This window comes from Streptomyces sp. NPDC087422 (assembly GCF_044744145.1).
Taxonomy (GTDB): domain Bacteria; phylum Actinomycetota; class Actinomycetes; order Streptomycetales; family Streptomycetaceae; genus Actinacidiphila.
In genome coordinates this window covers 56,510-83,055 of record NZ_JBIUXT010000018.1, presented here as the reverse complement: position 1 = coordinate 83,055, position 26,546 = coordinate 56,510, and the positions used below count along the sequence as shown (strand labels likewise).

Here is a 26,546-nt window from a genome sequence, read left to right as displayed (position 1 = left end):
CTGCCTGACGATAATCAGCCGGATCAGGAGCCTGATCCCTATCGGATCGATACGTTTTCCCGTCCCTCCCCGCTCGGTCCCCGCCCATGGTCAGGTCCCGAGGCGCAGTCCCGGCGCCGCCTCCTCGATCATGGCCATCCCCAGACGGCTGACCCGAACGGAGAACGGCTGCTCCGCGACCCGCAACCCCGTCAGATGCACGGCTCCCAGCGGCGCGGCGCTGATCGGCCGGACCGCCACCGTGCCGCCCGGCGCGTCCGGCCGCACCCCGGCGAGCGCCGTCAGCAGATGGACGGCCCCGGCCGCCGCGACCGCCGCCGGACGGCACGCCATGGGGTGCGGGCACGGCGCACCGCCCGCAGAACGCTGCTCGCCCCCGTATATCTCCGGCATCCGCAGTCCGAACTCCGCCGCAGCGTCCAGCACCCCGCCCACCAGCGCGGACGCCTCCTGCTCCAGCCCCGCCGCAGCGAGTCCGGACACGGCGAGCGCCGTCTCATGGACGCGCACCGCGCCTCCGCGGTGGCCGAAGGGGCTGAAGCCGGGCGTCTTCGCCGACATCGTCCGCAGACCCCAGCCGGAGTTCATGTCCGGCGCGGCGAACAGCTTGCCGAGCTGTTCCGTCTGCCCCTTGTCCAACAACCCGGGAGCGAGCGCCCCTTCGCCGAGCAGCCCGGTGTCGAGGAGGTGCGCGAGCGACGAGGACAGCACCGGCACCGGTCTTCCCCCGGCGGCCAGCGCCAGCGCGGGCCGCCCACCGCCCGGATCCTCCAGCCAGAATCCCCGCCGGAAGCCCGCCCGCAGCGCCGCCGCGTACTCCCGCCAGCCGTCCGCCCCACTCCGTTCGTGGGCGTCGAGCAGATCCGCACCCTGCACCGCCGCGCGATACGCGTACGCCTGTACCTCCGCCCGCACCGGACCCTCCGCCGACGGGTCCACGACCAGGCCGGAATCCGTCGTCGCCGCCCGCATCCAGCCGAGGCACCGCTCCGCCGCCGGGAGCAACGGCTCCACCTCGCGGGCCGGAAGCCCCCAGCGTCGGGCCTCGGCCAGCACGGTCACGAAGAGCAGCGTCGCCTCCACGCCCGAATCCAACGGCGGCAGGTGCGGTCCGGAGTGCCGCGGCACTCCGGGCACACGGCCCGTCGCGGGGTCCTGCAACCTGGCCAGCATGCGGAGCGTGCCCGCCGCCAGCCGCGTGCCGAACGGCAGCAGCATCCGCGCCGCCCACAACGCGTCCACGGGCGCCAGCCCCATCCGCCAGGGCGCCCCGGCCGCGACGTAGAGGTCGGCGGGATGTTCCGGCGCGCGGAGCAGCAGGGCCTGTGCGTCCCCGAGCGAGGCGTCCAGCAGGACACCGGCTCTGGGGTCGTCGCCCTCCAGCCGCGCGTCGGCCCACATCGGCGGCGGTCTGTCGCCGACCGGTGCCCGCGCGCTGCCCGCCGCCGTGGCCGCCGGTGCCGGCTCCACCCGCAGCTCGATCATCCGTGCCGCTCCCGGCGCCACCTCCAGGTCCCACCTCAGCAGTCCCGACGCGCCCAGCGCCGCGTCCGGCGCGGGAGTCGCGGTGACCCGCGCCGATCCCCCGCCGCTCGACCAGCGCAGCCCCGAGCCGCTGACGCCGGCCGTCAGATCCGCCCCGGCCTGCCCTGCGGCCACCGCGGAGAGCGCCGCGAGATCCGTGCCGAACGCGATCTCGACGGGCAGCGCCACCCGTACCGGCCCCGCGTTGGCGAACGTGATCCGCTCACCGCCCTCGGCGGTCCTGACACGCTCCACCGTGACGACCGGGTCGGGGCCACGGTCGCCGGGTGTCCGGACGACCGCCAGGAAACGTGCCCGTCCCGCGTCGAGCAGCCTGGCCTGCACGGTCACCGGTTCGGCTCCCGCGACCGTCAGCTCGCAGCGGCTCAGCAGTCGCCTGCCGTCGCGGTAGAAGCCGTCCAGACCGTCGCCGCGCATCTGCCCGTGCTGTGCGGACACCGCGAGGGCCGGCGCCGCCACGCAGATGACGGCGTCGTGGACGGGTACCGGGCCGGGTGCCGCCCGGCGCGGTACGACGACCGGCGGCGTGCTCACCGGGCTCCGTCCTTCGCCGCGCGTGCGGCCCGGGCGACGGCCGGAGCCGCCGCCCGCTCGCACGGGATTCGTCTTCCGGGAGAGTGCTGCACGCCGGGTGAACGCCCCGCCGAGCGCACAGGTCACGGCCCGTCTACCGTTCCTGAACGGGAGCCCCGGCTCCCCGCACGGCCCGCACCCCCGAAAAGAGACTCCATGACCGTCCACCGCCAGCCAGGCACCGTCATCACCGACCACACGTTCGCCGTACCGCTCGATCACTCCTCCCCGGACGGGGAGCGGATCGAGGTCTACGCCCGCGAGGTCGTGGCTGCGGGCCGGGAGCGCGAGTCGTTGCCTTGGCTGCTGTATCTCCAGGGCGGTCCGGGCTTCGGCTCGCCGCGCCCGCTGGGACGGGACGGCTGGCTGCCGCGCGCGCTCGACGACTTCCGGGTGCTGCTGCTCGACCAGCGCGGCACCGGGCGCTCCACGCCCGCCACCCGCCAGACGCTGCCCACCCGCGGCGACGCCGCCGCCCAGGCGCACTACCTGTCGTACTTCAGGGCCGACTCGATCGTCCGGGACTGCGAATTCATCAGGCGTCAGCTCCTCGGAGAGGACGCGCGCTGGAGCGTGCTGGGCCAGAGTTTCGGCGGCTTCTGCGCGGTCACCTATCTGTCGTCGGCGCCCGAAGGTCTGCGGGAGGTGTTCGTCACGGGCGGCCTGCCGGGTCTTGATGTGACCGCCGAGGCCGTCTACCGCGCCGCCTATCCCCGCATCGAGCGCAAGAACGCCGGTCACTACGCCCGTTACCCCGAAGACGTCGAGACGGTGCGCACCATCGTCCGCCGCCTGCGCGACGAGGCGGTGTCGCTGCCCGGCGGAGGCCGCCTCACACCTGAGGCGTTCCAGTCCCTCGGTCTCATGCTCGGCACCGGCACCGGTTCGCACACCCTGCACTACCTGCTGGAGTACGCGTTCGTGACGGGTCCCTCCGGTCCGGTCTTCTCCGACTCCTTTCTCTCCCAGGTCCAGCAGCATCTGTCCTTCGCCGCGAATCCCCTTTACGCGGTGCTGCACGAGTCGGTCTACGGACAGGGGTCCGTCTCTCCTCACGGCACCGGCTGGGCCGCCGAGGCCGTCCGTGGTGAATTCCCGCGGTTCGACGCCGAGCGCGCGCTGGCAGGGGACGCTCCCGTGCTGTTCACGGGAGAGAGCATCCATCCGTGGATGTTCACGTCCGATCCGGCGCTCGCACCACTGCGCGAGACGGCGGAGCTTGTCGCGCGCCGCGAGAAGTGGCCGGACCTCTATGACACCCGCCAGTTGGCGGCCAATGAGATTCCGGTGGCGGCGGCGATCTACCACGACGACATGTACGTCGACACCGCCCACTCGCTGGCCACCGCGCGCGCGGTGCGCGGGCTGCGGACCTGGGTCACCGACGAGTTCGAACACGACGGTCTCCGGGTGAGTGGCGGCCGGGTCCTCGACCGGCTGATCCGACTGGCCCGCGGCGAGCTGTAGTCGAGGCGATCACGCGCTGCCGCCGCTCCTGCCGCAGGCTCCGCCGCAACAGCTCAGGGTCCAGACCCTCGTTGACGGAGTGGTGGAGCAACCGCGCGAAGGTGTAGTGGGGTTCGAGGTCCAGCGCGAGGCCGAGGGCGACCCGCGCCTCGGCGTCGTCCCCCGAGGACCAGGCGACCCAGCCCGCCAGGGCGAGCGGGGCCGCGGCATGGTCCGCGTACGGTCCTGCGCAGCGCCGGGCGAGCGCCCGCCACAGTCGAAGGGCGGCGTCCGCCCGCTCGGGCTCCATCCATTCGGCGGCGCGGTCGCGTGCCGTGCGGTCCTGGAGGCCGAGGATGACCGCCGCGGCCTCGTCGTCGGCGAGGAGCCGGTCGTCCCGCCGGTCCGCACGCGCGGGATCGTCGATCCGGGGCGCGGAGCGGAACTTCTCAAGTGCCGCACGGGCCAGGGCGAGTGTTCGCTGCCGGACGCTCTCGCAGTCACCGTCGTCGAGCATGCGGGGCACCAATTCGGCGCAGGCCGCGTCGAGGGCGATCTCGTGATCACGATTCCGCGCCTCGGACGGCTTCAGCCTGGCTTCCATGTCCCGCAGCGAACCCGGCGCCGGGATTCCCGCGTAGGCGCTGGCCGCCGCCATCGTGGACCGGCCGGGCGGAGCCAGGACCGTTCCCTCCGCCGGGACGGTCTCCGCGGGGCGGCAGTAGGACCACCAACGGCCGGCCGAGACGCACAACGCCTCGACGACGGGCACGTCCAGCGCCCCGCAGGCCACCCGGATCCGCTGGGCGAGCGGCCTCAGCCTTTCCATCACGGCCGACGCGCGCTCTCCTTCACGCGGGTCCCGGCACAGGAACAGCACGATGGCGTCGGGTCGCCCACCGCGACGGGTGCTGTTCCTCACGAGGCAGTCGGCGAGTTGGTCGGCGGTCTCCGGCCACTCACTCGGGTCCTCCGGCAGGCCCAGTCGCAGTCGGCCGCCGAAGCGGCCGTGCTCGCCGTGCAGTGCGACGAGCACGACGGAGTCATTGGGATGAAAACCCATCAAGTACGGCAATGCGTCGGCCAGGTCGGCGGGCCCGCGCAAGGTGACTTTGACGTCGGCCGCTTCGGATGATGACTCTCCGTGCTGAATCTCGTTGCTCTGTGTCATGAGATCGACGATGTCGTAATCGCGCGAATCACACCAGACCCCCCAAAAACCTGTGGATAACTTTCGGTGGAGTTATCCACAGGCCACGGAGCGGGGTTGGCGCGATGTCGGTGCGATCAGGTTGCATGGGGGCATGACCGAGACCCCCACCGCGCTGCGTTCCGCGGCCGACACCGTACTGAGCCGACTCGTCGGCGCCGAGCCGGGCACCGCACGGCTCCGCGAGGACCAGTGGCTCGCCGTCGAGTCGCTGGTCGCGCACGGCCGCAGAACGCTGGTCGTCCAGCGCACCGGCTGGGGGAAGTCGGCCGTGTACTTCGTGGCCACGGCGCTGCTGCGCGAGCGGGGCAGCGGCCCGACGGTCATCGTGTCGCCGCTGCTGGCCCTCATGCGCAACCAGGTGGAAGCCGCCGCACGCGCGGGCATCCGGGCCCGCACGATCAACTCGTCCAACACCGAGGAGTGGGGCGAGATCGAGGCGGAGGTCGCGGCGGGCGAGGTGGATGTCCTGCTCGTCAGCCCGGAACGCCTCAACAACCCGGACTTCCGCGATCAGGTGCTGCCCAAGCTCGCCGCCACCACCGGCCTGCTCGTCGTCGACGAGGCGCACTGCATTTCGGACTGGGGTCACGACTTCCGCCCGGACTACCGACGGCTGAGGACGATGCTCGCCGATCTGCCGCCCGGCGTCCCCGTGCTGGCGACCACGGCCACCGCCAACGCCCGCGTGACCGCCGATGTCGCGGAGCAGCTCGGCACCGGCGCCACCGGGGCCGATCAGGAAGGCGCCCTCATCCTGCGCGGGCCGCTGGACCGCGAGAGCCTGTCGCTCGGCGTGCTGCGACTGCCCGACGCCGCCCACCGGCTGGCCTGGCTCGCCGACCACCTCGAAACGCTTCCGGGCTCCGGCATCATCTACACCCTCACCGTGGCGGCGGCCGACGAGATCACCGCGTTCCTGCGGCAGCGCGGCTTCCCCGTCGCCTCCTACTCGGGGAAGACCGAGAACGCGGACCGGCAGGCGGCCGAGGCGGATCTGCTCGCCAACCGTGTCAAGGCACTCGTGGCCACCTCGGCCCTGGGCATGGGCTTCGACAAGCCCGACCTCGGATTCGTCGTGCACGTCGGATCGCCCTCGTCGCCGATCGCCTACTACCAACAGGTGGGCCGCGCCGGACGCGGCGTCGACCACGCCGAGGTCCTGCTCCTGCCCGGGCGCGAGGACGAGTCGATCTGGCGGTATTTCGCGTCGCTCGCCTTCCCGCCCGAGGAGCAGGTGCGCCGCACCCTGGAAGTGCTCGCGGCCTCCGACCGCCCGGTGTCCATCCCCGCGCTGGAGACACGCGTCGATCTGCGCCGCTCCCGCCTGGAGATCATGCTGAAGGTGCTGGACGTCGACGGCGCGGTGCACCGGGTGCGCGGCGGCTGGACCGCGACCGGGCGGCCGTGGGCGTACGACACCGAGCGGTACGCGTGGGTGGCCCGCCAGCGCGAGACCGAGCAGCAGGCCATGCGGGACTATGCGACCACCACCGGATGCCGGATGGAGTTCCTGCGCCGGCAGTTGGACGACGAGCAGGCCGCGCCCTGCGGACGCTGCGACAACTGCGCGGGCGCGCGCTTCCCGCTGGAGGTGTCGAACGCCGCGCTGGACGCGGCACGCGCGGCGCTCGGGCGCCCCGGAGTCGAGCTGGAAGCACGCAAGATGTGGCCGACCGGTCTCGAGGCGATTGGCGTCGCGCTCAAGGGGCGTATTCCGGCGACGGAACAGGCGTCCACCGGGCGGGCGTTGGGCCGTCTGTCCGACATCGGGTGGGGCAACCGGCTGCGGCCGCTGTTCGCCGAAGGAGCCGTCGACCAGCCGGTTTCGCCGGAAGCGGTGGACGCCGTGATCCAGGTGCTCGCCGACTGGGCCAAGGGGCCCGGCGGTTGGGCCAGCGGCGCGCCGGACGCCCCCGCACGCCCGGTCGGCGTGGTCGGTGTCGCCTCTCGCCGCCACGGCGTGCTGGTGGAATCGCTCAGCACCCGTATCGCCGAGGTCGGCAGAATGCCCCTGCTCGGCCGGGTCGAGTACGCGGATCAGGGAGACCCGGGCGGCGTACCGCGCAGTAACAGCGCACAGCGGGTACGCGCCCTGCACGGGGCTTTCGTCGTACCGCAGGAGTTGGCCGCGGCCCTTCAGGCGAATCCCGGTCCCGTGCTGCTGGTCGACGATCTCTCCGACACGGGCTGGACACTGGCGGTCCTGGCCAGGCTGCTGCGGCGGGCCGGTGCGACGGCTGTCTTCCCGCTGGTCCTGGCCGTTCAGGGGTGAATGTGCGTGGCGAGGCGCCGGACGGGACAGGATCTAAGCGGCGGACAGGTCCATACCGGTCGGCGGCTTCAATTGCCCGTTGCCGCGGGGCAATACGGGAGCGAGAATTGATGCCGGATCCCCTATCGGCTCATCGAGCCATCTGACCGGCGTGCGCCCGCGCCCGGTCTACGGGTGCATCCATGAAAGGAGGACCGTGACCATCGGCTTCGTTCCGGAGACGTCCTCCGCCGCAACTTCCCTCGCGTCGCGCACTCTGGAGCCGGCCGAATGGGCAGGCATCGGCGTACCTTTGCTGGCCAATCCGCGTGACGTGATCAAGGACCTGCACGCTCGGCACCTGCCGTCCCCGTCCACCGCGGTGATCGCGGTGTACGACCCGGACGGCCGGATCCGGGCCAGCGCCTCCTTCACCGCCCGCAGCGGGGTGGTCGACGGCTGGGAGCGGCGCAATGCGCTGCTCTCGCACCTGCGCCGCGTCATCCCGCACGATCTGCGACTGCGCAAACCGGTACGCACCGCTGTCCTGATGGTCTGCCGGGACGGTGGTCCCGGCTGGACCGAGGAGGACGGGGCGTGGATGTGGGGGCTGCGTGACGCCTGCACCCTGCACGGCCTTCGCTCCGGGTCGTACGTCACCCTGACCGCCGACGGCTGGAATGTCATCGGCGAGAACCGCGTCGGCCGCACACCGAACGCCGCTTCCTGGTCGCGGCGGCCGGGCGACGCGGCGCACGGCATCCCCGGAGGGACGACGCAGGCTCTTCGCCGCGCGGCCGCGCGCTGACGGTCAGGCGCTGGCGCCCAGCAGGGAATTGACCCTGGCCGGGTCGCCGCAGACGATCAGCAGGACGCCCGCATTAGCCAGTGCGCCCGCCAGCGCCCTCGGCAGCGTGTCGTCGCTGCCGCCGTTGACGGCGACGACCACGACCGGTCGCCCGGTGGTGCGCTCGGCGGAGATGTCTGCGTAGAAGACGTCGTCGGCCGCGTCGTACTGCGCCCAGTAGGACGCTTCGCCGAAGGTGAGTTCGTGCGCCGCCCACGGGTGCTGGTCACCGGTGGTGAGGACCAGGATCTCGCCGGGTGCCCGACCCGTGTCAAGCAGCAGGTCGACCGTCTCGTCGGCGGCGTCGAGCGCACCGTCGGTCGGCGCGGGGATGAGTTGGATCTGGGCGGCGGCGGGCTCTTGGGCGCGCTGCTGCGGCACGGTGGGAGGAACCGCCGTCGCGGCCGGGGTCACCGGGCCGGAGGGTGCGGCGGGACCAGGGGTACCGATGGGACGGGCGGGGCCGTGACGGCCCGGACCGACGCCTGCGGCGGCTTCCCTCGGCGGCGCGGGACGCGGCGCTGCGGGCCGCGGCGGACCGGGGACAGGACGGGGGGTCGACGCACTGCGGCCGGTGGCCGGAGCTGTACGGGGACCCGGGACGCTCTCGTGAATCTGAGGCTCCTCGGGGATGAGAGGCATGAGTTGATGTCTATCAAATGCGGCACGGATGCGCAGCGGGGGGTGGCGTGTGGATCAGAAATCGAAACCGAGTTGTTCCCCTGACTCGACCGGCTGACGGACCTTCTTGAGGTGCTGCCAGCGGGGCAGCGCGTCCAGATACGACCACGACATCCGGTGCTGCGCGGTGGGCCCCAACTCCTCCAGGGCCGCACGGTGAACAGGAGACGGATATCCGGCGTTGTCGGCGAAGGCGAACGGCGTGTAATCCGCGCCGAGTTCGGCCATCGCCGTGTCCCGCTGCACTTTGGCGATGACGGACGCGGCGGCGACCGCGACGCAGGACTGGTCGCCCTTGATCACGGTCCTGACCTTCCAGGAACCGCCGAGGTAATTGTGCTTGCCGTCGAGGATCACCGCGTCCGGCCGTTCCGGCAGTCCCTCCAACGCGCGTACGGCCGCCAGCCGGAGCGCGGCCGTCATCCCGAGGTCGTCGATCTCCTCGGGTGAGGCGTGTCCGAGGGCGTAGGAGGTGACCCAGTCGCCGAGGACGGCGGCCAGCCGGGCCCGGCGCTTGGGGGTGATCAGCTTGGAGTCGGTCAACCCCTCGGGCGCGCGACGCAGTCCGGTGACAGCGGCGCACACGGTGACGGGTCCGGCCCAGGCGCCGCGGCCGACTTCGTCCACACCCGCCACGGTCCGCGCCCCGAGGGTGGCACGAAGGGAGCGTTCGACGCTGTGGGTGGGTGGTTCGTACGGCATGGCAGTACCAAGCCTACCCCGCTGCTTCGCGCCGTCCCACGGTGGCCGGTCAGTCGGACAACGCCCAGTCCGGGAGGACTTCGGTCCGCTCCCGCCAGTCGACCGGCGGTTGGCCGCCCGGCCGGGACGCGACGATGCCGCCGACGATCGCGCAGGTCGTGTCCACGTCTCCACCGGCCCTGGCGGTGGTCCAGAACGCCTGCTCGTAGTCGTCGAGATGGCGGGCCGCCGCCCACAGGGCGAAGGGCACGGTGTCATGGGCGCTGGTGCGCCGCCCGCAGCCCAGCACGGCGGCCACCGTGGCGACGTCCGCGTAGTCGAGCATGTCCCTGGCCCGTCGGATACCCGCGTGCACCGCGCTGCGCGGTACGAGGTCGAGAACCGCCCCGAGGAGGTCGGACGGGGCCTGGGGTCCCGTGGGGTCGGCGACGAGGGCCGCCGCGGCGGCGACCGCCATGGCCCCGACGACCGCCTCACGGTGCTGATGCGTCGTGTAGGCGGAGATCTCCGCCTGGTGGGTGGCCTGGACGGCGTCACCCGCGTACCAGGCACCAAGGGGCGCAACCCGCATCGCGGCGCCATTGCCCCACGAGCCCTGCCCGTTGAACAGGCCGGCCGCGAGTTCCCGCCAGTCGCCGCCTTCCTGGCGGATCAGCCGCAGCATCCGGTTGACAGCCGGGCCGTAGCCGCGGTCGAAGTCGTGGTGCTCGGCGAAGGAGTGGGCCAGGGCGTCCTGGTCGACGCGTCCGTGCTTGATCAGCACCGAGACCACCGAGCAGGCCATCTCCGTGTCGTCCGTCCACCCCCATGTGCCGGGTGGCAGTTGGCCGTTCTGAAGTGCCGGGTAGTTGGCGGGGACGAAGAACTGGGAGCCCAGGGCGTCGCCCACGGCCAGCCCGCGGAGGCTGGCCACGGCGCGCGCGGCGCGGTCGGTTTCAGTGGTGTGAGGGGTCATGGCGTCGGAAACTCTGACATCGTGTTCAATCCCGGTCAATCTCCGTGTGCCCAAAGTCACCGGCCGACTTCACCACTCCCCGCCGCCAGGCGGGCCGGGCGTCCGCCACCTCGCGAACGGCCGGTCCAGGGTATAGCCGCCGGAGGGGCCGAGCAGGAGTGTGCGGGTCTCGGCGTTGTCGGGGTTGGACAGCGCCTCGAACTCCTCCACCGTCCAGTGGAACCAGCGCATGCAGAACAACCGCATCGTCAGCCCGTGGGTGACCACCAGCACGTTCGGCGGGAAGTCCTCCTTGTCGAAGGCGCGGTACAGCGTCTCCAGGAAGGCCCCGACCCGGTCGTAGACGTCCGCGCCGCTCTCCCCCATCGCGAAGCGGTAGAAGAAGTGGCCGTAGGCGTCGCGGGCTTTGCGCTGCCGCTGGATGTCCTCGACGTCCTGCCAGTTTCCCCAGTCCTGTTCCCGCAGGCGCGGCTCCTCCTTGGCCCGGGTCAGCCGGGGGTCGAGCCCCAGTGCCCGGAAGGTGTGCCAGGTGCGGCGGTACGGAGAGACGAATGCCTGGACCCGTTCCTCGCCGAACAGCTCACGCAAACCCGCTCCCGCCTCCCTCGCCTGTTGAAGGCCGGTGGCGGTGAGTTCCAGGGCGTGGTCCGGCACCCGCTCGTAAATGGTGTCGTCCCTGTTTCCCTGGGACTCGCCGTGCCGGATGAGCACAATGCGGCGAGGGCGTCCCATGACGATCAGCCTATTGCGCGACTGTCGCTCCGGCGCGCTGATCCGGGGGTCATCCGCCTCACAGTCGCGCCGTCAGCTCCTCCGACAGCTCCCGCAGCCGACGTCGGGCGTCCCCGTCGTACGCCTGCCGGTCGGCCCTGGCTTCCCGGGTGCCGTTGAAGTACCGGCCGGTGCCGACATCGGTGCCTTCGATGAGCCGCAAGGTCGCCTCCCCGCCCTCCTCCACCGAGCTCCACGGCGCTATGCCTCCCTCTCTGACCATGGTGGTGTCCATGTACGTGGCCGGATGCAGCGCGTTCACCGTCACACCGGTGCCTTTCAACGCCTCGGCCAGGTCGAAGGTGAACATGACCTGTGCGAGCTTGCTCTGCGTGTACGCCCGCCCGCCCTCGTAGTCCTTGGTCAGCATCGGGTCGCCGAAGTCGATCGCCTGCTGACCCGCGGAGGCGACGTTGACGATGCGGGACGGCGCCGACGCCGTCAGCAGGGGCAGGAGCCGGTGCGTGAGCCGGTACCCCGCCAGGTAGTTCACCGCGAACCGCCGCTCCACGCCGTGCTCGTCCGCCTCCCGCGCTCCGCCCGGCGAGGCGGTCCCGATTCCCGCGTTGTTGACCAGCACGTCCAGCCGGTCGGCACGGGCCAGCACCTCGTCGGCGAGTCGGTCGACCTGCCCGAGATCGGAGACGTCGGCGAGCAGCACCTCCGCGCGGTCCTCACCCGTCGCCTCCCGTATGGCGTCGCGAACCTCCTCGGCCCGGCGGGCGTCGCGGCCATGGATCAGCACACGGGCTCCGTCGGTCGCGAGGCGTATGGCGAGCCAGCGACCCAGGCCGTCGGTGGAACCGGTGATCAGGATCGTCCGCCGGGAGTCGGTTTCGGCCTTGCCCTCGGGGCGCTCCCCCCGGCCGCCGACAACGCGTTCGTTCATTGCGAGCTCCATTTACGAGACATGCTGACTCGTTAAGAGTATGCGAGACACCATGCCTTGTAAAGTGGATTCGTGGACGAGACACCCGCGCGGGGCAGACCCCGCAGTGAGACCGCCCGCCGCGCCGTGCTCGACGCGGCCCTGCGGCTCTGCCAGGACGGCGGTTATCAGGCCCTGACCATGAAGGGCATCGCGGAGAACGCGGGGGTCGGCCGCCAGACCGTGTACCGCTGGTGGCCCGCCAAGCAGGACGTCCTGCTCGACGCCCTGCGCGACCTGGGTCTGCGCAAGGCGGAGCACCTGGACCCCGACAGCGGCGACACGCTGCGCGACGTCCGTACGCTGCTCGACGCCACCTTCGTGCTCACCCGCAAACTCACCGGCAAGGCCCTGGTCGGACTGATGGCCGACGCCCAGCACGACCCGGACCTCTCACAGCGGCTCCAGTCCACGGTGATCGGGCCCCGGCGGCAGGCGCTCCGCGCGCTCCTGGCCCGCGGGGTGGAGCGCGGTGAACTGGCCGGGGAGGACCGGACGCTGGACCTCGCGGTCGACTTCGCCTTCGGCGCCATGTGGTACCGGCTGATCAGCCACCACGCGCCGGTGGACGCGAGCCTGGGGGAACAGATCACCACCGCCCTGGCAAAGCTGCTGAGGGCGGACGGACCCGCCGGGGCACGCGCGACCACAAGCGTAGACGCGAGCACAGGCGCGGCCTCATCGGCGAACGAGCAGGTGAGCGCGCAAGCGAAAGAGCAGGTGAGCGCGCAGGCGAAAGAGCAGGCACCGGTCAGCGCCGCAACCCCCGCCGCGCCCACTGTCGGTTGAGGAACACCAGTCGTCCCGGATCGGCCACCGTGCGGATGCCGACCAGCCCCTGCGGCCCGAACTCCGGCGCCACGACGGCCACCACGACATCCCCAGTCGTCGCCAGCACCGCCGCGTCGCCGTTGATCTCGACGATCCGGCCGCGCGTTCCCGCCGGTGCCTGGCTGATCAGTCCGGCCAGGAAACGGGCCACTTTGGCGGCTCCCAGGGCGGGACGCCGGGCCGTCCCGGGGACACCGCCGCCGTCCGACCAGGCCACCACGTCGTCGGCGAGCAGTTCCGCCAGCGCCTGCTGGTCCGCGTGCGAAGCGGCCCGCATCAGGTCCTCGGCCAGCTGCCGCCGCTGCGGCCAGGGCAGGTCAACGCCGGTGGCGGACTCCCGCACCCGTTGCCGTGCCCGGCGCCGCAGGGCGCGGCACTGCACTTCGGGCAGTCCGAGGACGACGGCGGTTTCCGCCGACCCGTAGCCGAAGGTCTCCCGCAGGACGTACGCGGCCCGCTCGGCCGACGACAGGCGTTCCAGCGCGACCAGCCGCGCCATGGACACCGATTCCCGGCTCTCGACCGTCTCCAGAACGCCCAGGGCGCCCATCGCGCCGCCCTCGGTGAGCACCGGTTCCGGCAGCCAGGAGCCCGCGTGCGCTTCACGCCGGTGCCGCGCCGCCTGCTCGGGCACGGCCCGTATCGCGCCGAAGACCTCGCGGACCAGCTCGGGCAGCGCGTCGCCCGCGCCGGTGTCGGCCGTACGGGTGAGCGCGTGCCGTACGGCCTCGTCCGCCGCGCACGCCGATCCGAGCATCCGATAAGCGGCCCCGAAAAGCCGCACCTGGTGCGGGGAAAGGGCTTGCGTATCGTCGGCCGCCACTGCTGTCACAGCGGTGGCTTCCACCCCACCCGTGACAGCGCCGCCTATATCCGGCGCGCGGTCGCCACCACCCGTGTCACCCGAGCCATCCGCTCTCAGACCGTCCACCCCTGCACCACATCCACCACGTCACCCGCCACGGACACCACATCGGTGTCGAGTTCGGCGCGCTCCGACAGCCGCGTCACCGCTCCCTCGCGGTATTTACCGCGCTCCGTCGCCGAATTCCACATGGACAGCACCAGGAAGTCGTTTCCCGGACCCTGGCCGAAGACGCCGCGCAGCATGCCGGGAGAACCCGCCATGGCGGGATTCCACACCCGTTGCTGCATCGATGTGAAGTGGTCGACGCGGTCCGGCCGCACTTTGCACAGCGCGACGCGCAGGACGTCGACGTCGGCGAAGGTCGGTTCGAAGCCGACCTTGACGTCCAGCCGGTGCTCGAAGAGATTCACCGCGAGCATCTCGTAGGTGTCGCCCTGCGACGCGGCGATCCCGTCGTGCGGCCCGGCCATGAAGGCGTCGTAGGACCGCCGGCTGTCCCAGAAGGCGAAGAGATGCGCCATTCCGGGCTGGGCACGGCTCCAGCCGCCGCCCTGCCCTCGGAAGCCGGGCTGGTCCTTGAGCGCCGCCCACCTGCGCTGCCCCCGGTCGAACCCCGCCTGATCCACAACCCCGCAGCGCATCCACTTCACCAACACCGCGCCATCGTAGTGGCGTTGACGCCGGAGATCGTCCCTGTGCGGGGGAGGCAATCGCGTGAGGGACCGGAAGGGCCGGAAAAGGGCGGTGGGGGGGGGGGGGGCCCCCCCCCCCCCCCCCGCCCCCCCGGGGAAAAAAAACGCGGCCCCCCCCGGGGGGAGGAAACAGCCGCCCGCCCGCCCCCCCCCCCCCCCAGGCAGCCAACCCCCCCTCCTGGTTTGGGTGTGTCCGCCGTTTTTTCGTCGGGGGGGGGGGGTCCAACGCGGTGGTGGCCGCGGTGGGGCCGTTTGTGGGGGGGGCCCCGGGGGCCCCCCGGCCCCACCGCCCTGACCAGTCAGTTCAACAAACGGGCCGCGCCCGGATGTCAGCTACAACCGCTCGTCGATCCGCAGCCCTCGCACAGGTAGCAGCTCCCCGCGCGGCGCATCTTAGTGCCGCAGGAGAAGCACAGCGGCGCGTCGGCGTTGAGGCCGAGCTGGATCTCCAGCAGTTCCGTGGAGTTGTGCGCTTCCTTGGGAGCCGGTACCGCCGCCGCGCCCGCTTCGGGCTTGGCCACGGCCAGCGGCTTACGGGGTTCTGCCTCGCGGACCTCGCGCGGCGCGGACTGCGCCAGGCCCTCGACGTCGACCTCTTCCTCGGCGGCCTCGTAGGAGCCGGTGTCCAGGTGGCGCTGCCGCTCGGGCGCGGAGTGGATGCCCAGCGCGGAGCGGGTCTCGAAGGGCAGGAAGTCCAGCGCCAGGCGGCGGAAGATGTAGTCGACGATCGACTGCGCCATCCGTACGTCCGGGTCGTCGGTGAGACCGGCGGGCTCGAAGCGCATGTTGGTGAACTTCGAGACGTAGGTCTCCAGCGGGACGCCGTACTGCATGCCCACCGAGACGGCGATGGAGAAGGCGTCCATCATGCCCGCGAGGGTGGAGCCCTGCTTGGACATCTTGAGGAAGACCTCGCCGAGGCCGTCGTCCGGGTAGGAGTTCGCCGTCATGTAGCCCTCGGCGCCGCCGACCGTGAAGGACGTGGTGATGCCGGGACGGCCCTTGGGCAGGCGCTTGCGGACCGGACGGTACTCGACGACCTTCTCGACTGCGGCGGGCGCCTCGGCGGCGGCCTCGGCCGGCTTCTCGTCCTTCTTCTTGGCCGAGAGGGGCTGGCCGACCTTGCAATTGTCGCGGTAGATCGCGAGCGCCTTCAGGCCGAGCTTCCAGCCCTCGAAGTAGACCTCCTCGACCTCTTCGACGGTCGCCGTCTCCGGCAGGTTGACCGTCTTGGAGATCGCGCCCGACAGGAACGGCTGGGCGGCGGCCATCATCCGTACGTGACCCATGGCGGAGATCGCGCGCTCACCCATGGCGCAGTCGAAGACCGAGTAGTGCTCGGGCTTCAGACCCGGGGCGTCGATCACATTGCCCTGCTCGGCGATGTGGGCGACGATCGCCTCGACCTGCTCGGCCTGGTATCCGAGCCGCTTGAGGGCCGCGGGCACCGTGTTGTTGACGATCTGCATCGAGCCGCCGCCGACGAGCTTCTTGAACTTGACCAGGGCCAGGTCCGGCTCGACACCCGTGGTGTCGCAGTCCATCATGAGGCCGATGGTGCCGGTCGGCGCGAGCACCGACGCCTGCGCGTTACGGAAACCGTTCTTCTCGCCCAGCCGGACGACGTCCTGCCAGGCCTCGGTGGCCGCTGCCCAGACGGGGGTGTCCAGGTCGTCCACGCGGGTGGCGGCGCCATTGGCGTCGGAGTGCTGCTTCATGACGCGCTTGTGGGCGTCCGCGTTGCGGGCGTAGCCCTCGTACGCGCCGACGACCGAGGCCAGTTCGGCGGAGCGCTTGTAGGAAGTGCCGGTCATCAGCGAGGTGATGGCACCGGCGAGGCCGCGACCGCCGTCGGAGTCGTACGCGTGGCCGGTCGCCATCAGCAGCGCGCCGAGGTTGGCGTAGCCGATGCCGAGCTGGCGGAAGGCTCGGGTGGTCTCGCCGATCTTCTGGGTCGGGAAGTCGGCGAAGCAGATGGAGATGTCCATCGCGGTGATGACCAGCTCGACGACCTTGGCGAAGCTCTCGGCGTCGAAGGACTGGTTGCCCTTGCCGTCGTCGCGCAGGAACTTCATGAGGTTGAGCGAGGCGAGGTTGCAGCTCGAGTTGTCGAGGTGCATGTACTCGCTGCACGGGTTCGAGGCGGTGATCCGGCCCGTCTCCGGCGAGGTGTGCCAGCGGTTGATCGTGTCGTCGTACTGGATGCCCGGGTCGGCGCAGGCCCACGCGGCCTCGGCGAGCTTGCGGAAGAGCGCCTTGGCGTCGACCTCCTCGATGACCTCACCGGTCATCCGGGCGCGCAGCCCGAACTTCGAGCCGGACTCGTACGCCTTCATGAACTCGTCGTTCACACGGACGGAGTTGTTGGCATTCTGGTACTGCACCGACGTGATGTCGTCGCCGCCCAGGTCCATGTCGAAGCCCGCGTCGCGCAGGGCGCGGATCTTCTCTTCTTCCTTGACCTTGGTCTCGATGAACGCCTCGACGTCGGGGTGATCGACGTCCAGGACGACCATCTTGGCGGCGCGGCGGGTGGCACCGCCCGACTTGATGGTGCCCGCGGAGGCGTCCGCGCCGCGCATGAAGGAGACCGGTCCCGAGGCGTTGCCGCCGGAGGAGAGCAGTTCCTTGGAGGAGCGGATCCGGGAGAGGTTCAGGCCGGCGCCGGAACCGCCCTTGAAGATCATGCCCTCTTCCTTGTACCAGTCGAGGATCGACTCCATGGAGTCGTCGACGGACAGGATGAAGCAGGCGGAGACCTGCTGGGGCTGAGCGGTGCCGACGTTGAACCACACCGGGGAGTTGAAGCTGAACACCTGGTGCAGCAGCGCGTAGGTCAGCTCGTGCTCGAAGATCTCGGCGTCCGCGGGGGAGGCGAAGTATCCGTGGTCCTCGCCCGCCTTGCGGTAGGTGAGCACCACTCGGTCGATGAGCTGCTTCAGGCTCTTCTCGCGCTTGGGGCTGCCCACCGCGCCGCGGAAGTACTTGCTGGTGACGATGTTGACCGCGTTCACCGACCAGGAGTCGGGGAACTCGACGCCACGCTGCTCGAAGTTGATCGAGCCGTCGCGCCAATTGGTCATGACGACGTCACGGTGCTCCCAGACCACTTCGTCGTACGGATGCACGCCGGGGGTGGTGTGGATGCGCTCGATGCGCAGACCCTTGCTCGCCTTGGATCCCTTGGTACGGGAACCGCGTGCCGGGCCGCTCGTCGTCTCTGTCATTCCGCCTCCCTATACGGGCGAAAACGCCCTAATGTGCGCGGATCTTCCCGCAACACGGTGATGTCTGCCGCCTCGGCGCACCTGGCGCTTCGGCAAATCTGTGGGTCCCCGCCGTTCCGCTCAGTCGGCGGCGACTGCGGGCGCGGGGACTCCGAGGTCCTCGTCGAGCCCGCCGGGAGTGGTGGGTGGCAGCTGCTCGCGCAGCTCCGTGATGGCCGTCTCGAAGTCCTCGAGCGAGTCGAACGCCCGGTAGACCGAGGCGAAGCGCAGATACGCGACCAGGTCGAGGTCCTGAAGCGGACCGAGTATGGCCAGTCCCACGTCGTGGGTCGACAGCTCGGCGCTGCCGGTGGCCCTGACCGCCTCCTCGACGCGCTGCCCGAGCTGGGCGAGGGCGTCCTCGGTGACGGGGCGGCCCTGACATGCCTTGCGCACGCCCGCGATCACCTTGCTGCGACTGAAGGGCTCGGTCACTCCGCTGCGCTTGATGACCATCAGTGACGCGGTCTCGACCGTGGTGAAACGGCGACCGCAGTCCGGGCACTGCCGACGGCGGCGGATCGAGGTGCCGTCATCGGTGGTGCGGCTGTCGACGACGCGGCTGTCGGGGTGCTTGCAGAAGGGGCAGTGCATGGTTCCCGGCTCCCTTCCTCACCCGCGGTGAGCGCACGACAAAATGGCCTTCGGGGGGCCTTGTCGGCCCCTCGAAGCAGTCCCAAGCATAGGCGATCCCGCGGAGTTTGCGGCCGCCGGCCCCCCGCGAAACCACTACGGGTGGTGGCTGGTGCATATACAACCACTAGATCTGGGGGCGGCGGGCAAACACCGCCGCTCCGCGTGTCGCGCTTGCGGCCGGAGGCGAGCCTAGGGGAAGTGTCGTGACGGCCCGCCGCCGGGGCACGGGTGGCAGACTGAGCCGCACGGAGCCCCCGGGACGCTCGGCAGGCCGTGGATAATCGAACTTCCATTCGACCAATACACCCGATACCTTGATCACGTCAGCGGATTTACGCAGATTCACTCGAACGTGTGTTTGGCGCAACCTTTCGAAACCCACTACCGTTGTACTAACTGCCCGCGACTGCGAAGCGGGCCGGCCGCAGTCCATGCGGTGGGAGAACATCGAAAAGGGGCCGCCGTGACCACCACCGCAGACAGCGCCACATTGACCGCCCATGACCGCTCCCAGGATCGGATCGGCCCGTTGGACGTGACAGGCGAAGACAACAGCCCGAAGCCCGCACGATCGCTCCCCGGGCGGCCCCCCGGTATTCGTGCCGACAGCTCCGGGCTCACCGAGCGGCAGCGCCGCGTCATCGAGGTCATCAGGGACTCCGTGCAGCGTCGCGGATATCCGCCGTCCATGCGCGAGATCGGCCAGGCCGTCGGCCTGTCCAGCACGTCCTCGGTGGCCCACCAGCTCATGGCCCTGGAGCGCAAGGGCTTCCTGCGCCGCGACCCGCACCGTCCCCGCGCGTACGAGGTCCGCGGCTCCGACGGCGGCCACCCGCAGCCCACCGACACGGCGGGCAAGCCCTCCGCCTCGTATGTGCCGCTCGTCGGCCGGATCGCGGCGGGCGGCCCGATCCTCGCCGAGGAGTCGGTCGAGGACGTCTTCCCGCTCCCCCGCCAACTGGTCGGCGACGGCGAGCTGTTCGTGCTCAAGGTGGTCGGCGACTCGATGATCGAGGCGGCGATCTGTGACGGCGACTGGGTGACGGTACGCCGTCAGCCCGTCGCGGAGAACGGGGACATCGTCGCCGCGATGCTGGACGGCGAAGCCACGGTGAAGCGCTTCAAGCGGGACAACGGCCATGTGTGGCTGCTTCCGCACAACGCGGCGTACCAGCCCATCCCCGGCGACGAGGCGACGATCCTCGGCAAGGTGGTGGCGGTGCTCCGCCGGGTCTGACCGACCCCAACGAACGGGCCCCGGGACCTCTGCGCCGGTTCCGGGGCCCCGCCATGCCCGCTGAGCGGCCGTCCTCCTGTCGACTGAGCCGTACGACTCCCCCGTGGGCCGCCAGCCTGAAGCCCCGCTCCCGTCGGCCCTGTCCCTGCCCTGTCCCCGTCCTGTCAGCCGACGACCGCCGCCGTCGCCGCCGCGTCGATCGCCGCCAGAGAACGCCGGACCTGATTGCGGTCGGTGGTGTACCAGAGGTCGGGCATGGAGGACCGCAGGAAGCTGCCGTAGCGGGCGTTGGCCAGCCGTGGATCGAGTACGGCGACCACGCCGCGGTCGCCCATCGCCCGGATCAGCCGTCCCGCGCCCTGCGCCATCAGCAGGGCCGCGTGGGTGGCGGCCACGGCCATGAAGCCGTTGCCACCGTGCTCCTCGACCGACTTCTGCCGGGCGCTCATCAGCGGGTCGTCCGGCCGCGGGAACGGGATCCGGTCCATCACCACCAACTGGCAGTTCACACCCGGCACATCGACGCCCTGCCACAGCGAGAGCGTCCCGAACAGACACGTCTTGGCGTCCTGCGAGAACGTACGGATCAGCTCACCGAGCGTCTCCTCGCCCTGGAGCAGCACCGGGTGGTCCAGGCGGCCCCGCATGGCCTCCGCGGCGGCCTGGGCGCCGCGCATGGACGAGAACAGCCCGAGGGTACGGCCGCCGGCCGCCTCGATCAGCTCGGCGAGTTCGTCGAGCATGTCCTCGCGGTTGCTGTCCCTGCCCGGCTGGTTGAGGTGCCTGGCGACGTAGAGGATGCCCTGCTTGCGGTAGTCGAAGGGCGAGCCGACGTCGATGCCCTTCCACTGCGGGACGTCCTCGCCCTCGGTGCCCTCGGGGGCCAGGCCGAGCGAGGCGGCCACCCCGTTGAAGTCGCCGCCCAGCTTGAGGGTGGCGGAGGTGAGCACCACCGAGCGCTCGGTGAAGAGCTTCTCGCGCAGCAGTCCGGACACGCTCAGGGGGGCGACCCGCAGCGAGGCCCCGTACCGGTCGTGCCGCTCGCACCACACCACGTCGAATTCGGAGCCGAGCACCAGCCGCTCGCTGACCCCGTGGATGTGCTCCACCGCGGCGAGCGCCTGCTTGCGGACCGCGTCCTCGTCCTGCACGGACTTGTCGCGGGTGTCGCCGATGGCGGTGATGACCTGGCGGCAGGCGTCGCGCAGCGCCGCGAGGACGTACCCCAGATCCTCGGGGATCTCCTCCAGGCGTCCCGGCAGGGCCAGCTCCATCACGCGCTCGAAGCCCTCGGCGGCGGTGAGCAGGGCGTCCGCGGCCTTCTCGTTGACCAGCCGGGACGCCCGCTTGACCGCGCGGTTGACGGCGCCCGGGGACAGCTCGCCGGTGGCGACGCCGGTGACGCGGGAGACCAGTTCGTGCGCCTCGTCGATGATCAGGACCTCGTGGCCCGGCAGCACCGGGGCGCCCTCGATGGCGTCGATCGCCAGCAGCGCGTGGTTGGTGACCACCACATCGGCCAGTTTGGCGCGCTCACGGGCGGCCTCGGCGAAGCACTCGGCGCCGTAGGCGCACTTGGTGGCGCCCAGACACTCGCGCGAGGTGACCGACACCTGGCTCCAGGCGCGGTCGGAGACGCCGGGGGTGAGGCCGTCCCGGTCGCCGGTCTCGGTCTCGTCGGCCCAGTCGCGCAGCCGCAGCAGGTCCTGGCCGAGCTTGCTGGTCGGCGCGGCGGCCTCGAAGGGGTCGAAGAGACCGTCCTCCTCGTCCTGCGGCACGCCCTCGTGCAGGCGGTGCAGGCACAGGTAGTTGGAGCGGCCCTTGAGCATCGCGTACTGCGGCTCACGGCGCAGCAGCGGCTTCAGCGCGTCGACGGTGCGCGGCAGGTCGCGCTCGACGAGCTGGCGCTGGAGCGCGAGGGTGGCGGTGGCCACCACCACGCGCTCGCCGTGGGCGAGCGCGGGCACCAGATAGCCGAGCGATTTTCCGGTGCCGGTACCGGCCTGGACGAGCAGATGGGACTGGTCGTCCACGGCGGCCTCGACGGCTTGGGCCATGGTGACCTGACCGGCCCGCTCGACACCTCCGACGGCGGTGACGGCGGCGTGCAGCAGGTCGGTGAGCGCGGGTGGGGGCGTGGCAGTCATAGGGAGGCAAGCCTAGAGGGCCGCACTGACATCGCCGTCCGCGCCGGGTGCCGCGGATCGTTCGGCGGACCGTTCAAGTCGGGCGGTGATAGCTTCTGGACACATGCCGTTCGAGCGCCGCCTGACTCTGGATGCCTCCGCCGCGGAATATGTGATCGACGTCGCGAATGTGGTGCGTGAACCGGCGCTCGGCGGGGAACGGGCGGCGGATCTGGCCCGGTTGTCGGGTCTGCTGGACGCGCTGGCGGAATTCACCCGCGATCCCGCCGTGCAGGTGTACGCGATCACCGACCGTTCCCTGCTGACCGACGGCCGTCTGACGCCCGAGGAGCGGCAGAGCCTGGACCGCTGGTATCTCGAAGGGCTGCTGGAGGTCCTGCCACGGGCGGACGACCGCATCCTGGAGCTGGCCGACGCGCTGGAGCTGCGGGTGGTCAGCGCGGACAATTTCCTGGACTTCCACCGCGCCTATCCGTGGATTCCCGGCAACCGGGACCGTTTTCTGCGGCCCTTCCTCCAGCCGGACGGCGTGATCGGCGTACGGCCGCGGATCATGCCGGTGCCTCCCGAGTGGCAGGTCTCCCGCAAGGAGGAGGAAGGGCTGCTCCTGGAGGCGGGCGTGTACCGGCGCTGGGACCGGTCGGCGCACCGGGCGGTCCTCAGCCGTGACTGGCGTTGTCCCGAGGCCGACTGCCCGCTGTTCGGCGCCGCCGACCGGCCGAGCACCGCGCTCCCCCGCCGCCGGAAATCCCAGGTTCTCTGCCCGACGCACGGGCTGCCCCTGGCGGACGCGGGTCCCCGTCCGTCCCGCGCGCAGGTGAAGGTGGTCATGGACGGGACGGTGCGGGGCCGCTTCATGGTGACGGCGGGCGAGCCGCTCGCGGTCGGCCGGGCGCCCGCCGACGGCGGTGTCGTCCTCGGCGCCTGGATCGACGACACCGAGGTCGAGTCGGTGAGCCGTACCCATGTGATGGTCAGTTACGACGGCACAGGGCTGAGCGTGGTGGACGAGCGCAGTGCGAACGGCACCTGGGTGCGGCGCCGCCGCCCCACTGGTGACGAGTTGGTGCCGCTGCCGCACGGCGCGCTGTGGCATCTGCGCCAAGGGGATTCCGTCGTCCTGCACGAACGGCTGGAACTGCTGCCCAGCGGCCGTCAGTTCGTCTTCGAGGAGGACCCGGCGGACGGTACCGTCGGACCGCGGGTGAGCGCGGACGCGGCGGGTCCCACCATGATGGCCGTACCGTGGCCGCCGGGGCAGGAGCCCGGGTGAACCGGGCCGCGACGGCGAACGAGCGGGGACGAGGACGACGTGTCGGGGGAGATCGGGATCGGTACGGTCCTCAGCGACCGGTACCTCCTGGAGGAGTCGCTGGGCGGCGGCGGGTACGGGCAGGTCTACGCGGCTCTCGACCGGAGTCTGGGGCGGCGTGTCGCGGTGAAGGTGCTGACGCTGCGCGCCGATTGGGGCGACGGCGAGCGTGACGAGCGCCAGGGCCGGTTCCGCAGGGAGGCGATGGCCGCCGCCGCGCTGAGCCATCCCAATGTGGCCACCGTCCATGACGCGGGCGAGCACCAGGGCAGGCCGTTCATCGTCATGGAATTGCTGCGCGGCGCGGACTTCCGCCAAGTGCTGCTGGACCGCGGCGGACTGCCGGTGGCCGATGTCATCGCCTATGGCATGCAGATCAGCGCCGGGCTGCGGCACGCGCATGAGCGCGGGCTCGTCCACCGGGACATCAAGCCGGAGAATCTGATGCTTCTCCCGGACGGCGTCGTCAAGATCTGCGACTTCGGCCTGGTGGCGCACCGCGACGACAGCGCCACGCGGTACACCGATCCGCGGGCGGTCATGGGCTCGCCGCCGTACTTCTCGCCCGAGCAGGCGCGCGGCGCCGAGGTGACCGCGCGGTCCGACCTCTATTCGCTCGGCTGTGTGCTGTACGCGATGCTCGCCGAGGGACCGCCCTTCTCGGCCGGGACATCCGTGGGATACGCGTACATGCACGTCCACGAGGCGCCGGAGCCCATCGAGCGGCGGCGCCCCGAGGTGCCCGCCGGACTCGCGCGCCTGGTGCACCGGATGCTCGCCAAGAAGCCGGACGACCGGCCGGCCGACGCCGGGGAGGTGGCCGAGCGGCTGCGCGCGCTGATGCGGCCCGCTCCCGTACGGCGCAGTCCCACGGTGCTGGACCGGAGCGCCGGCCATGTGCTGTGGGCGCTGCTGGAGGACGCCGAGGGGCTGCTCGCCGCGGACCGGTTCACCGACGCGGACGAGCGCTACTGGCAGGCGCTCCAGCACATCGCGCGCCAGGGTGCGGAAAACGAGGCCGCACCATTTGCGGCGCTTTTCGGCCGGGCGCGGGCCCTGGAGGGTCTGAACGGCACGACCGCCGTCGTCCGCCGCTTCGAGGAGCTGTCGGCCGACGCCGCGCAGGCGCTGGGCCCCGAGCACCCGCTGGCCCGTTGCATCGCCGCCTACGCGGAGGTCAGAGCAGTACGCGGACGGTGACGTCGGCGGCGAGCCGGAGGGTGTCGCCGGGGCGTACGGGTGCCCGCTCGCCGGGCGCGAGCCGGTAGCCGTGGACGAAGGTGCCGTTCGTGGAGCTCTCGTCGGAGATCCAGGCGGAGCCGTCGGGCTCGACGCCGATCATGGCGTGGATACGGGACAGATTGTCGTGCGCGGCGAGGAAGGGCACGGCGGGGCAGTGCTTCGGGTCGCGGCCGAGCCGGATCGAGTTGGCCGGCTCCACCGCGACGATCTCGCCGCTGGGGAACCGCAGTCGCAGCGCCCGCGGCGGTGCGTCCCTGCGCGTCTCCAGGGGTCGGGGCAGCGCTCCGGGGATCACGTTGATCACTCGGGTGTGTTCGGAGTCGGCGCCGTGGGCGCTCGGCAGCAGCGCGGTCGGTTCCGGGGATGCCTCGGGGGCGGCTCCCTGCGGCGGGGTCTGCGCGGCGCGGGCCGCGGCCATCAGCGAGAAGGGCACGAAGCAGCCCTGGCAGAGCAGTTGTCCCGGCCGCACGGCCGTACCGCACTCCGGGCAGGGTTCGACGCCCGCTGCCTCCCGCATGGCCGCCCCCACCTTTCCGCGGTGATTCCCGTACGCGTTCCGTACGGGATTCCGTACCGGGTCCCCGTGCTCGGATCGTATCGGCTCGGCCGCGGCGCGCCTCAGGGACGGGGAAGGTGGAGGGGGTTGGCGACCGTGCCGTGCACGGCGGCGTGCGGGCGCTGTGCCCGGTCGCGGTAGCCGTCGAGGTGCAGCCGATTGCGGTTGAGGCAGAGCCGGTCGATGCGGGGCGTAAGGAGGTCGAAGGCGGCGAAACGTTCCTTGAGTTCGGGAAAGCGCTCTTGGTGGCGGACGATCTCGTCCCGCACCAGGGTCCAGAATTCGGCTTCGGGCACGTCCAGTTGTGCCTCGCACAGGGGCGCGAGATAGCGCAGGACCCCGATGAAGAGGCCCGCGTGGATGAACTGGGTAAGGAATTCGGGCCGTTCGGTGAGCAGCACCTGGCGTACGTCGTCCGGCATGCCGTCGTGTTCCGGCAGTGGGTCCGCGGAAACGTTGATGTCGTCGACGAAGTCCTTCACCGCGAGGCGTACCGGGATGTCGTGCTCGTCGTAGACCACGATGGTGTTCTCGCCGTGCGGGGAGAAAACCGTGCCGTATTGGTAGAGAAAACGCAGGAGGGGCGGTAGCAGCGCCGCGAAGAGGTGGCGCAGCCATACGCGGGGCGCGAGACCGGACCGGTCGACGAGTTCGGCGGTGAAAGATCGCCCGTTCGGGTCGGTGTGCAGCAGCGCGGCGAGGGTACGGGCGTGCTCTCCCGGTTCCAGGTGGGCGGCCAGCGGCTCGCGCCAGATGCAGCCGAGCAGTTCGCGGTACTGGTACGGGACGGTGGGCAGCCGGTCGTACTGCGGGTGTTCGACGGTGACGGAGGCGACCTCGCCGAGCAGGATCACCCGCGTCTCGTCCCGCAGGAAGGGGTCGGCGTCCCGCAGTCCCCGCACCCAGGCGGTGACGGCCGGGGCGGCCAGCGTGCGTTCGGTCGGCAGGCCGCGCCAGACCAGGGTGTTGAGGACGGACAGCGGGAGCTTGACGGTGCGCCGGTGCGGGCGGCTGGTGTTGAGGAAGGTGCGGATCGACTGCTGGGGCAGCCGCAGGTCGTTGTCAGTGGTGAGGTGGAGGATGGATCCGTCGCTGATCGCGGGGGCGAAGAGCGGCGCGATCACCTGGTCCCACTGCCAGGGGTGGACGGGCAGCAGCAGGTAGTCGGCGGGGTCGCGGTTCCGGTCGGCGATGGTGTGCCGGAAGGTGTCGAGGGTGCCGGGGGTGAGTTCTTCGGCGTAGAGGAGATCGGGGGTGGCGAGCGTGGAGATACCGCGGTATTGGGCGAGGTCGCGGTGTACGGCGATCCAGGGCAGGCGCTCCGGCTTGCGCGCCTCGGGTGCCCAGCGGGCGGCGTCGGCGGCGGAGAAGCCGATACGTCCCTTGTTGGCGACCAGCCAGGGGTGGCCGGTCTGGTGGCCTTCGAGGTCGGCGTAGTCCAGGTCGGCGAGTTCGGCCGCCGTCAGCGCGGTGCTGCCGAGCCGCACGTCGGCGCGGAGCGTCGCGAGGAGTTCCTGGATCAGGTGCCCTGTGGTGTCGCCGCTCAGGCCGAGCACGCTCTCGTGGCCGTGCAGCAGGAAGTGCAGCGGGTCACCGGTCGGCGTGACACTGTCCGCGTCCACGTACCAACTGCCGTACGCGCCGCGCCGGGCGCGGAAGCGGTAGGTCACGTCCGGGCTGAGCCGTAGCCGGTACGCGGTCGGGCCCTCGGCGGGCTCCGGTTCGGGGACGATCAGCTCCTCGTACGCGAACTCGGCGAGCATCTTGGCCAGCAGGCGCCTGGCCGCGTGCTGCCAGGCGGCGGAGTCGGATACGGAGGGGGTGAGCACAGTGGGGCTCCTGCGGTG

The 26,546-nt window shown here is 71.3% G+C and carries 21 protein-coding genes; 7 read left to right on the top strand and 14 right to left on the bottom strand.

Going from position 1 to position 26,546, the window contains the following annotated elements; translation table 11 throughout:
• Window positions 1–90 precede the first annotated feature (90 nt).
• Window positions 91–2,079: a glycogen debranching N-terminal domain-containing protein gene (locus ACIO6U_RS35070; protein WP_401725354.1), complete on the bottom strand. Its 1,989-nt coding sequence runs from the start codon at window positions 2,077–2,079 to the stop codon at window positions 91–93.
• A 195-nt stretch (window positions 2,080–2,274) separates the two neighbouring features.
• Here ACIO6U_RS35070 and ACIO6U_RS35065 point away from each other — a divergent pair, with 195 nt between their 5' ends.
• Window positions 2,275–3,585 carry an alpha/beta fold hydrolase gene (locus ACIO6U_RS35065; RefSeq protein WP_401725351.1) on the top strand — a complete coding sequence of 437 codons (1,311 nt, stop codon included), beginning with the start codon at window positions 2,275–2,277 and terminating at the stop codon, window positions 3,583–3,585.
• On the opposite strand, the gene ACIO6U_RS35060 is transcribed toward ACIO6U_RS35065, so the two are convergent.
• Window positions 3,497–4,600 carry a DUF4192 domain-containing protein gene (locus ACIO6U_RS35060; RefSeq protein ID WP_401725348.1) on the bottom strand — a complete coding sequence of 368 codons (1,104 nt, stop codon included), beginning with the start codon at window positions 4,598–4,600 and terminating at the stop codon, window positions 3,497–3,499. The two genes, ACIO6U_RS35065 and ACIO6U_RS35060, sit on opposite strands and share 89 nt — an antisense overlap.
• A 268-nt stretch (window positions 4,601–4,868) precedes the next feature.
• On the opposite strand from ACIO6U_RS35060, the gene ACIO6U_RS35055 reads away from it, so the two are divergent.
• Window positions 4,869–7,049, top strand: a complete 2,181-nt coding sequence (locus tag ACIO6U_RS35055; RefSeq protein ID WP_401725345.1) for a DEAD/DEAH box helicase — start codon at window positions 4,869–4,871, stop codon at window positions 7,047–7,049.
• A 196-nt stretch (window positions 7,050–7,245) separates the two neighbouring features.
• On the top strand, window positions 7,246–7,836 hold the full coding sequence (locus tag ACIO6U_RS35050; protein ID WP_355338259.1) for a hypothetical protein: 591 nt from the start codon (window positions 7,246–7,248) through the stop codon (window positions 7,834–7,836).
• Window positions 7,837–7,839: 3 nt separating this feature from the next.
• Here the strand turns inward: ACIO6U_RS35050 and ACIO6U_RS35045 are convergent, their stop codons facing one another.
• From ACIO6U_RS35045 to ACIO6U_RS35025, 5 genes are all read right to left on the bottom strand, one after another.
• On the bottom strand, window positions 7,840–8,517 hold the full coding sequence (locus ACIO6U_RS35045) for a hypothetical protein (RefSeq protein WP_401725342.1): 678 nt from the start codon (window positions 8,515–8,517) through the stop codon (window positions 7,840–7,842).
• Window positions 8,518–8,571: 54 nt separating this feature from the next.
• Window positions 8,572–9,258, bottom strand: a complete 687-nt coding sequence (locus tag ACIO6U_RS35040) for a ribonuclease HII (RefSeq protein WP_355338254.1) — start codon at window positions 9,256–9,258, stop codon at window positions 8,572–8,574.
• 49 nt (window positions 9,259–9,307) lie between these two features.
• Window positions 9,308–10,213 (bottom strand): ADP-ribosylglycohydrolase family protein, encoded by a 906-nt coding sequence (locus ACIO6U_RS35035; protein WP_401311896.1) that lies wholly within the window; start codon window positions 10,211–10,213, stop codon window positions 9,308–9,310.
• Between the two features lie 69 nt (window positions 10,214–10,282).
• A complete protein-coding gene (locus ACIO6U_RS35030) occupies window positions 10,283–10,945 on the bottom strand; it encodes a histidine phosphatase family protein (RefSeq protein ID WP_391049005.1) in 663 nt (220 codons plus the stop codon).
• Between the two features lie 58 nt (window positions 10,946–11,003).
• Entirely contained in the window at window positions 11,004–11,873 is an 870-nt protein-coding gene (locus ACIO6U_RS35025; protein ID WP_355338245.1) for an SDR family NAD(P)-dependent oxidoreductase, read from the bottom strand.
• 72 nt (window positions 11,874–11,945) lie between these two features.
• Between ACIO6U_RS35025 and ACIO6U_RS35020 the strand changes: the two genes are divergently transcribed.
• Window positions 11,946–12,701, top strand: coding sequence for a TetR/AcrR family transcriptional regulator (locus ACIO6U_RS35020; RefSeq protein ID WP_401311887.1), 756 nt, complete (start codon window positions 11,946–11,948; stop codon window positions 12,699–12,701).
• Here the strand turns inward: ACIO6U_RS35020 and ACIO6U_RS35015 are convergent.
• The 4 genes from ACIO6U_RS35015 to nrdR all read right to left on the bottom strand — a co-directional run bounded on the left by ACIO6U_RS35015 (window position 12,664) and on the right by nrdR (window position 18,163).
• A complete protein-coding gene (locus tag ACIO6U_RS35015; RefSeq protein WP_401725337.1) occupies window positions 12,664–13,500 on the bottom strand; it encodes a sigma factor-like helix-turn-helix DNA-binding protein in 837 nt (278 codons plus the stop codon). The genes ACIO6U_RS35020 and ACIO6U_RS35015 overlap by 38 nt on opposite strands.
• A gap of 161 nt (window positions 13,501–13,661) precedes the next feature.
• Window positions 13,662–14,267: a DUF4937 domain-containing protein gene (locus tag ACIO6U_RS35010; protein WP_391049019.1), complete on the bottom strand. Its 606-nt coding sequence runs from the start codon at window positions 14,265–14,267 to the stop codon at window positions 13,662–13,664.
• Window positions 14,268–14,632: 365 nt separating this feature from the next.
• Entirely contained in the window at window positions 14,633–17,530 is a 2,898-nt protein-coding gene (locus tag ACIO6U_RS35005) for a vitamin B12-dependent ribonucleotide reductase (RefSeq protein ID WP_355338233.1), read from the bottom strand.
• A gap of 120 nt (window positions 17,531–17,650) precedes the next feature.
• Entirely contained in the window at window positions 17,651–18,163 is a 513-nt protein-coding gene (gene nrdR, locus ACIO6U_RS35000) for a transcriptional regulator NrdR (protein WP_366567504.1), read from the bottom strand.
• 505 nt (window positions 18,164–18,668) lie between these two features.
• On the opposite strand from nrdR, the gene lexA reads away from it, so the two are divergent.
• A complete protein-coding gene (gene lexA, locus ACIO6U_RS34995; protein WP_355338227.1) occupies window positions 18,669–19,442 on the top strand; it encodes a transcriptional repressor LexA in 774 nt (257 codons plus the stop codon).
• A 164-nt stretch (window positions 19,443–19,606) separates the two neighbouring features.
• On the opposite strand, the gene ACIO6U_RS34990 is transcribed toward lexA, so the two are convergent.
• Window positions 19,607–21,589, bottom strand: a complete 1,983-nt coding sequence (locus tag ACIO6U_RS34990) for an ATP-dependent DNA helicase (RefSeq protein WP_355338224.1) — start codon at window positions 21,587–21,589, stop codon at window positions 19,607–19,609.
• A 103-nt stretch (window positions 21,590–21,692) separates the two neighbouring features.
• Here ACIO6U_RS34990 and ACIO6U_RS34985 point away from each other — a divergent pair, with 103 nt between their 5' ends.
• Window positions 21,693–22,862, top strand: coding sequence for an FHA domain-containing protein (locus ACIO6U_RS34985; RefSeq protein WP_391163810.1), 1,170 nt, complete (start codon window positions 21,693–21,695; stop codon window positions 22,860–22,862).
• A gap of 39 nt (window positions 22,863–22,901) precedes the next feature.
• Window positions 22,902–24,101 carry a serine/threonine-protein kinase gene (locus ACIO6U_RS34980; protein WP_401725331.1) on the top strand — a complete coding sequence of 400 codons (1,200 nt, stop codon included), beginning with the start codon at window positions 22,902–22,904 and terminating at the stop codon, window positions 24,099–24,101.
• Here the strand turns inward: ACIO6U_RS34980 and ACIO6U_RS34975 are convergent.
• Together ACIO6U_RS34975 and ACIO6U_RS34970 are read right to left on the bottom strand one after the other, a co-directional pair.
• A complete protein-coding gene (locus ACIO6U_RS34975) occupies window positions 24,079–24,660 on the bottom strand; it encodes an FHA domain-containing protein (RefSeq protein WP_401725328.1) in 582 nt (193 codons plus the stop codon). The two genes, ACIO6U_RS34980 and ACIO6U_RS34975, sit on opposite strands and share 23 nt — an antisense overlap.
• A 101-nt stretch (window positions 24,661–24,761) precedes the next feature.
• Window positions 24,762–26,528 (bottom strand): IucA/IucC family protein, encoded by a 1,767-nt coding sequence (locus tag ACIO6U_RS34970; RefSeq protein WP_401725325.1) that lies wholly within the window; start codon window positions 26,526–26,528, stop codon window positions 24,762–24,764.
• Between the last annotated feature and the right edge of the window lie 18 nt (window positions 26,529–26,546).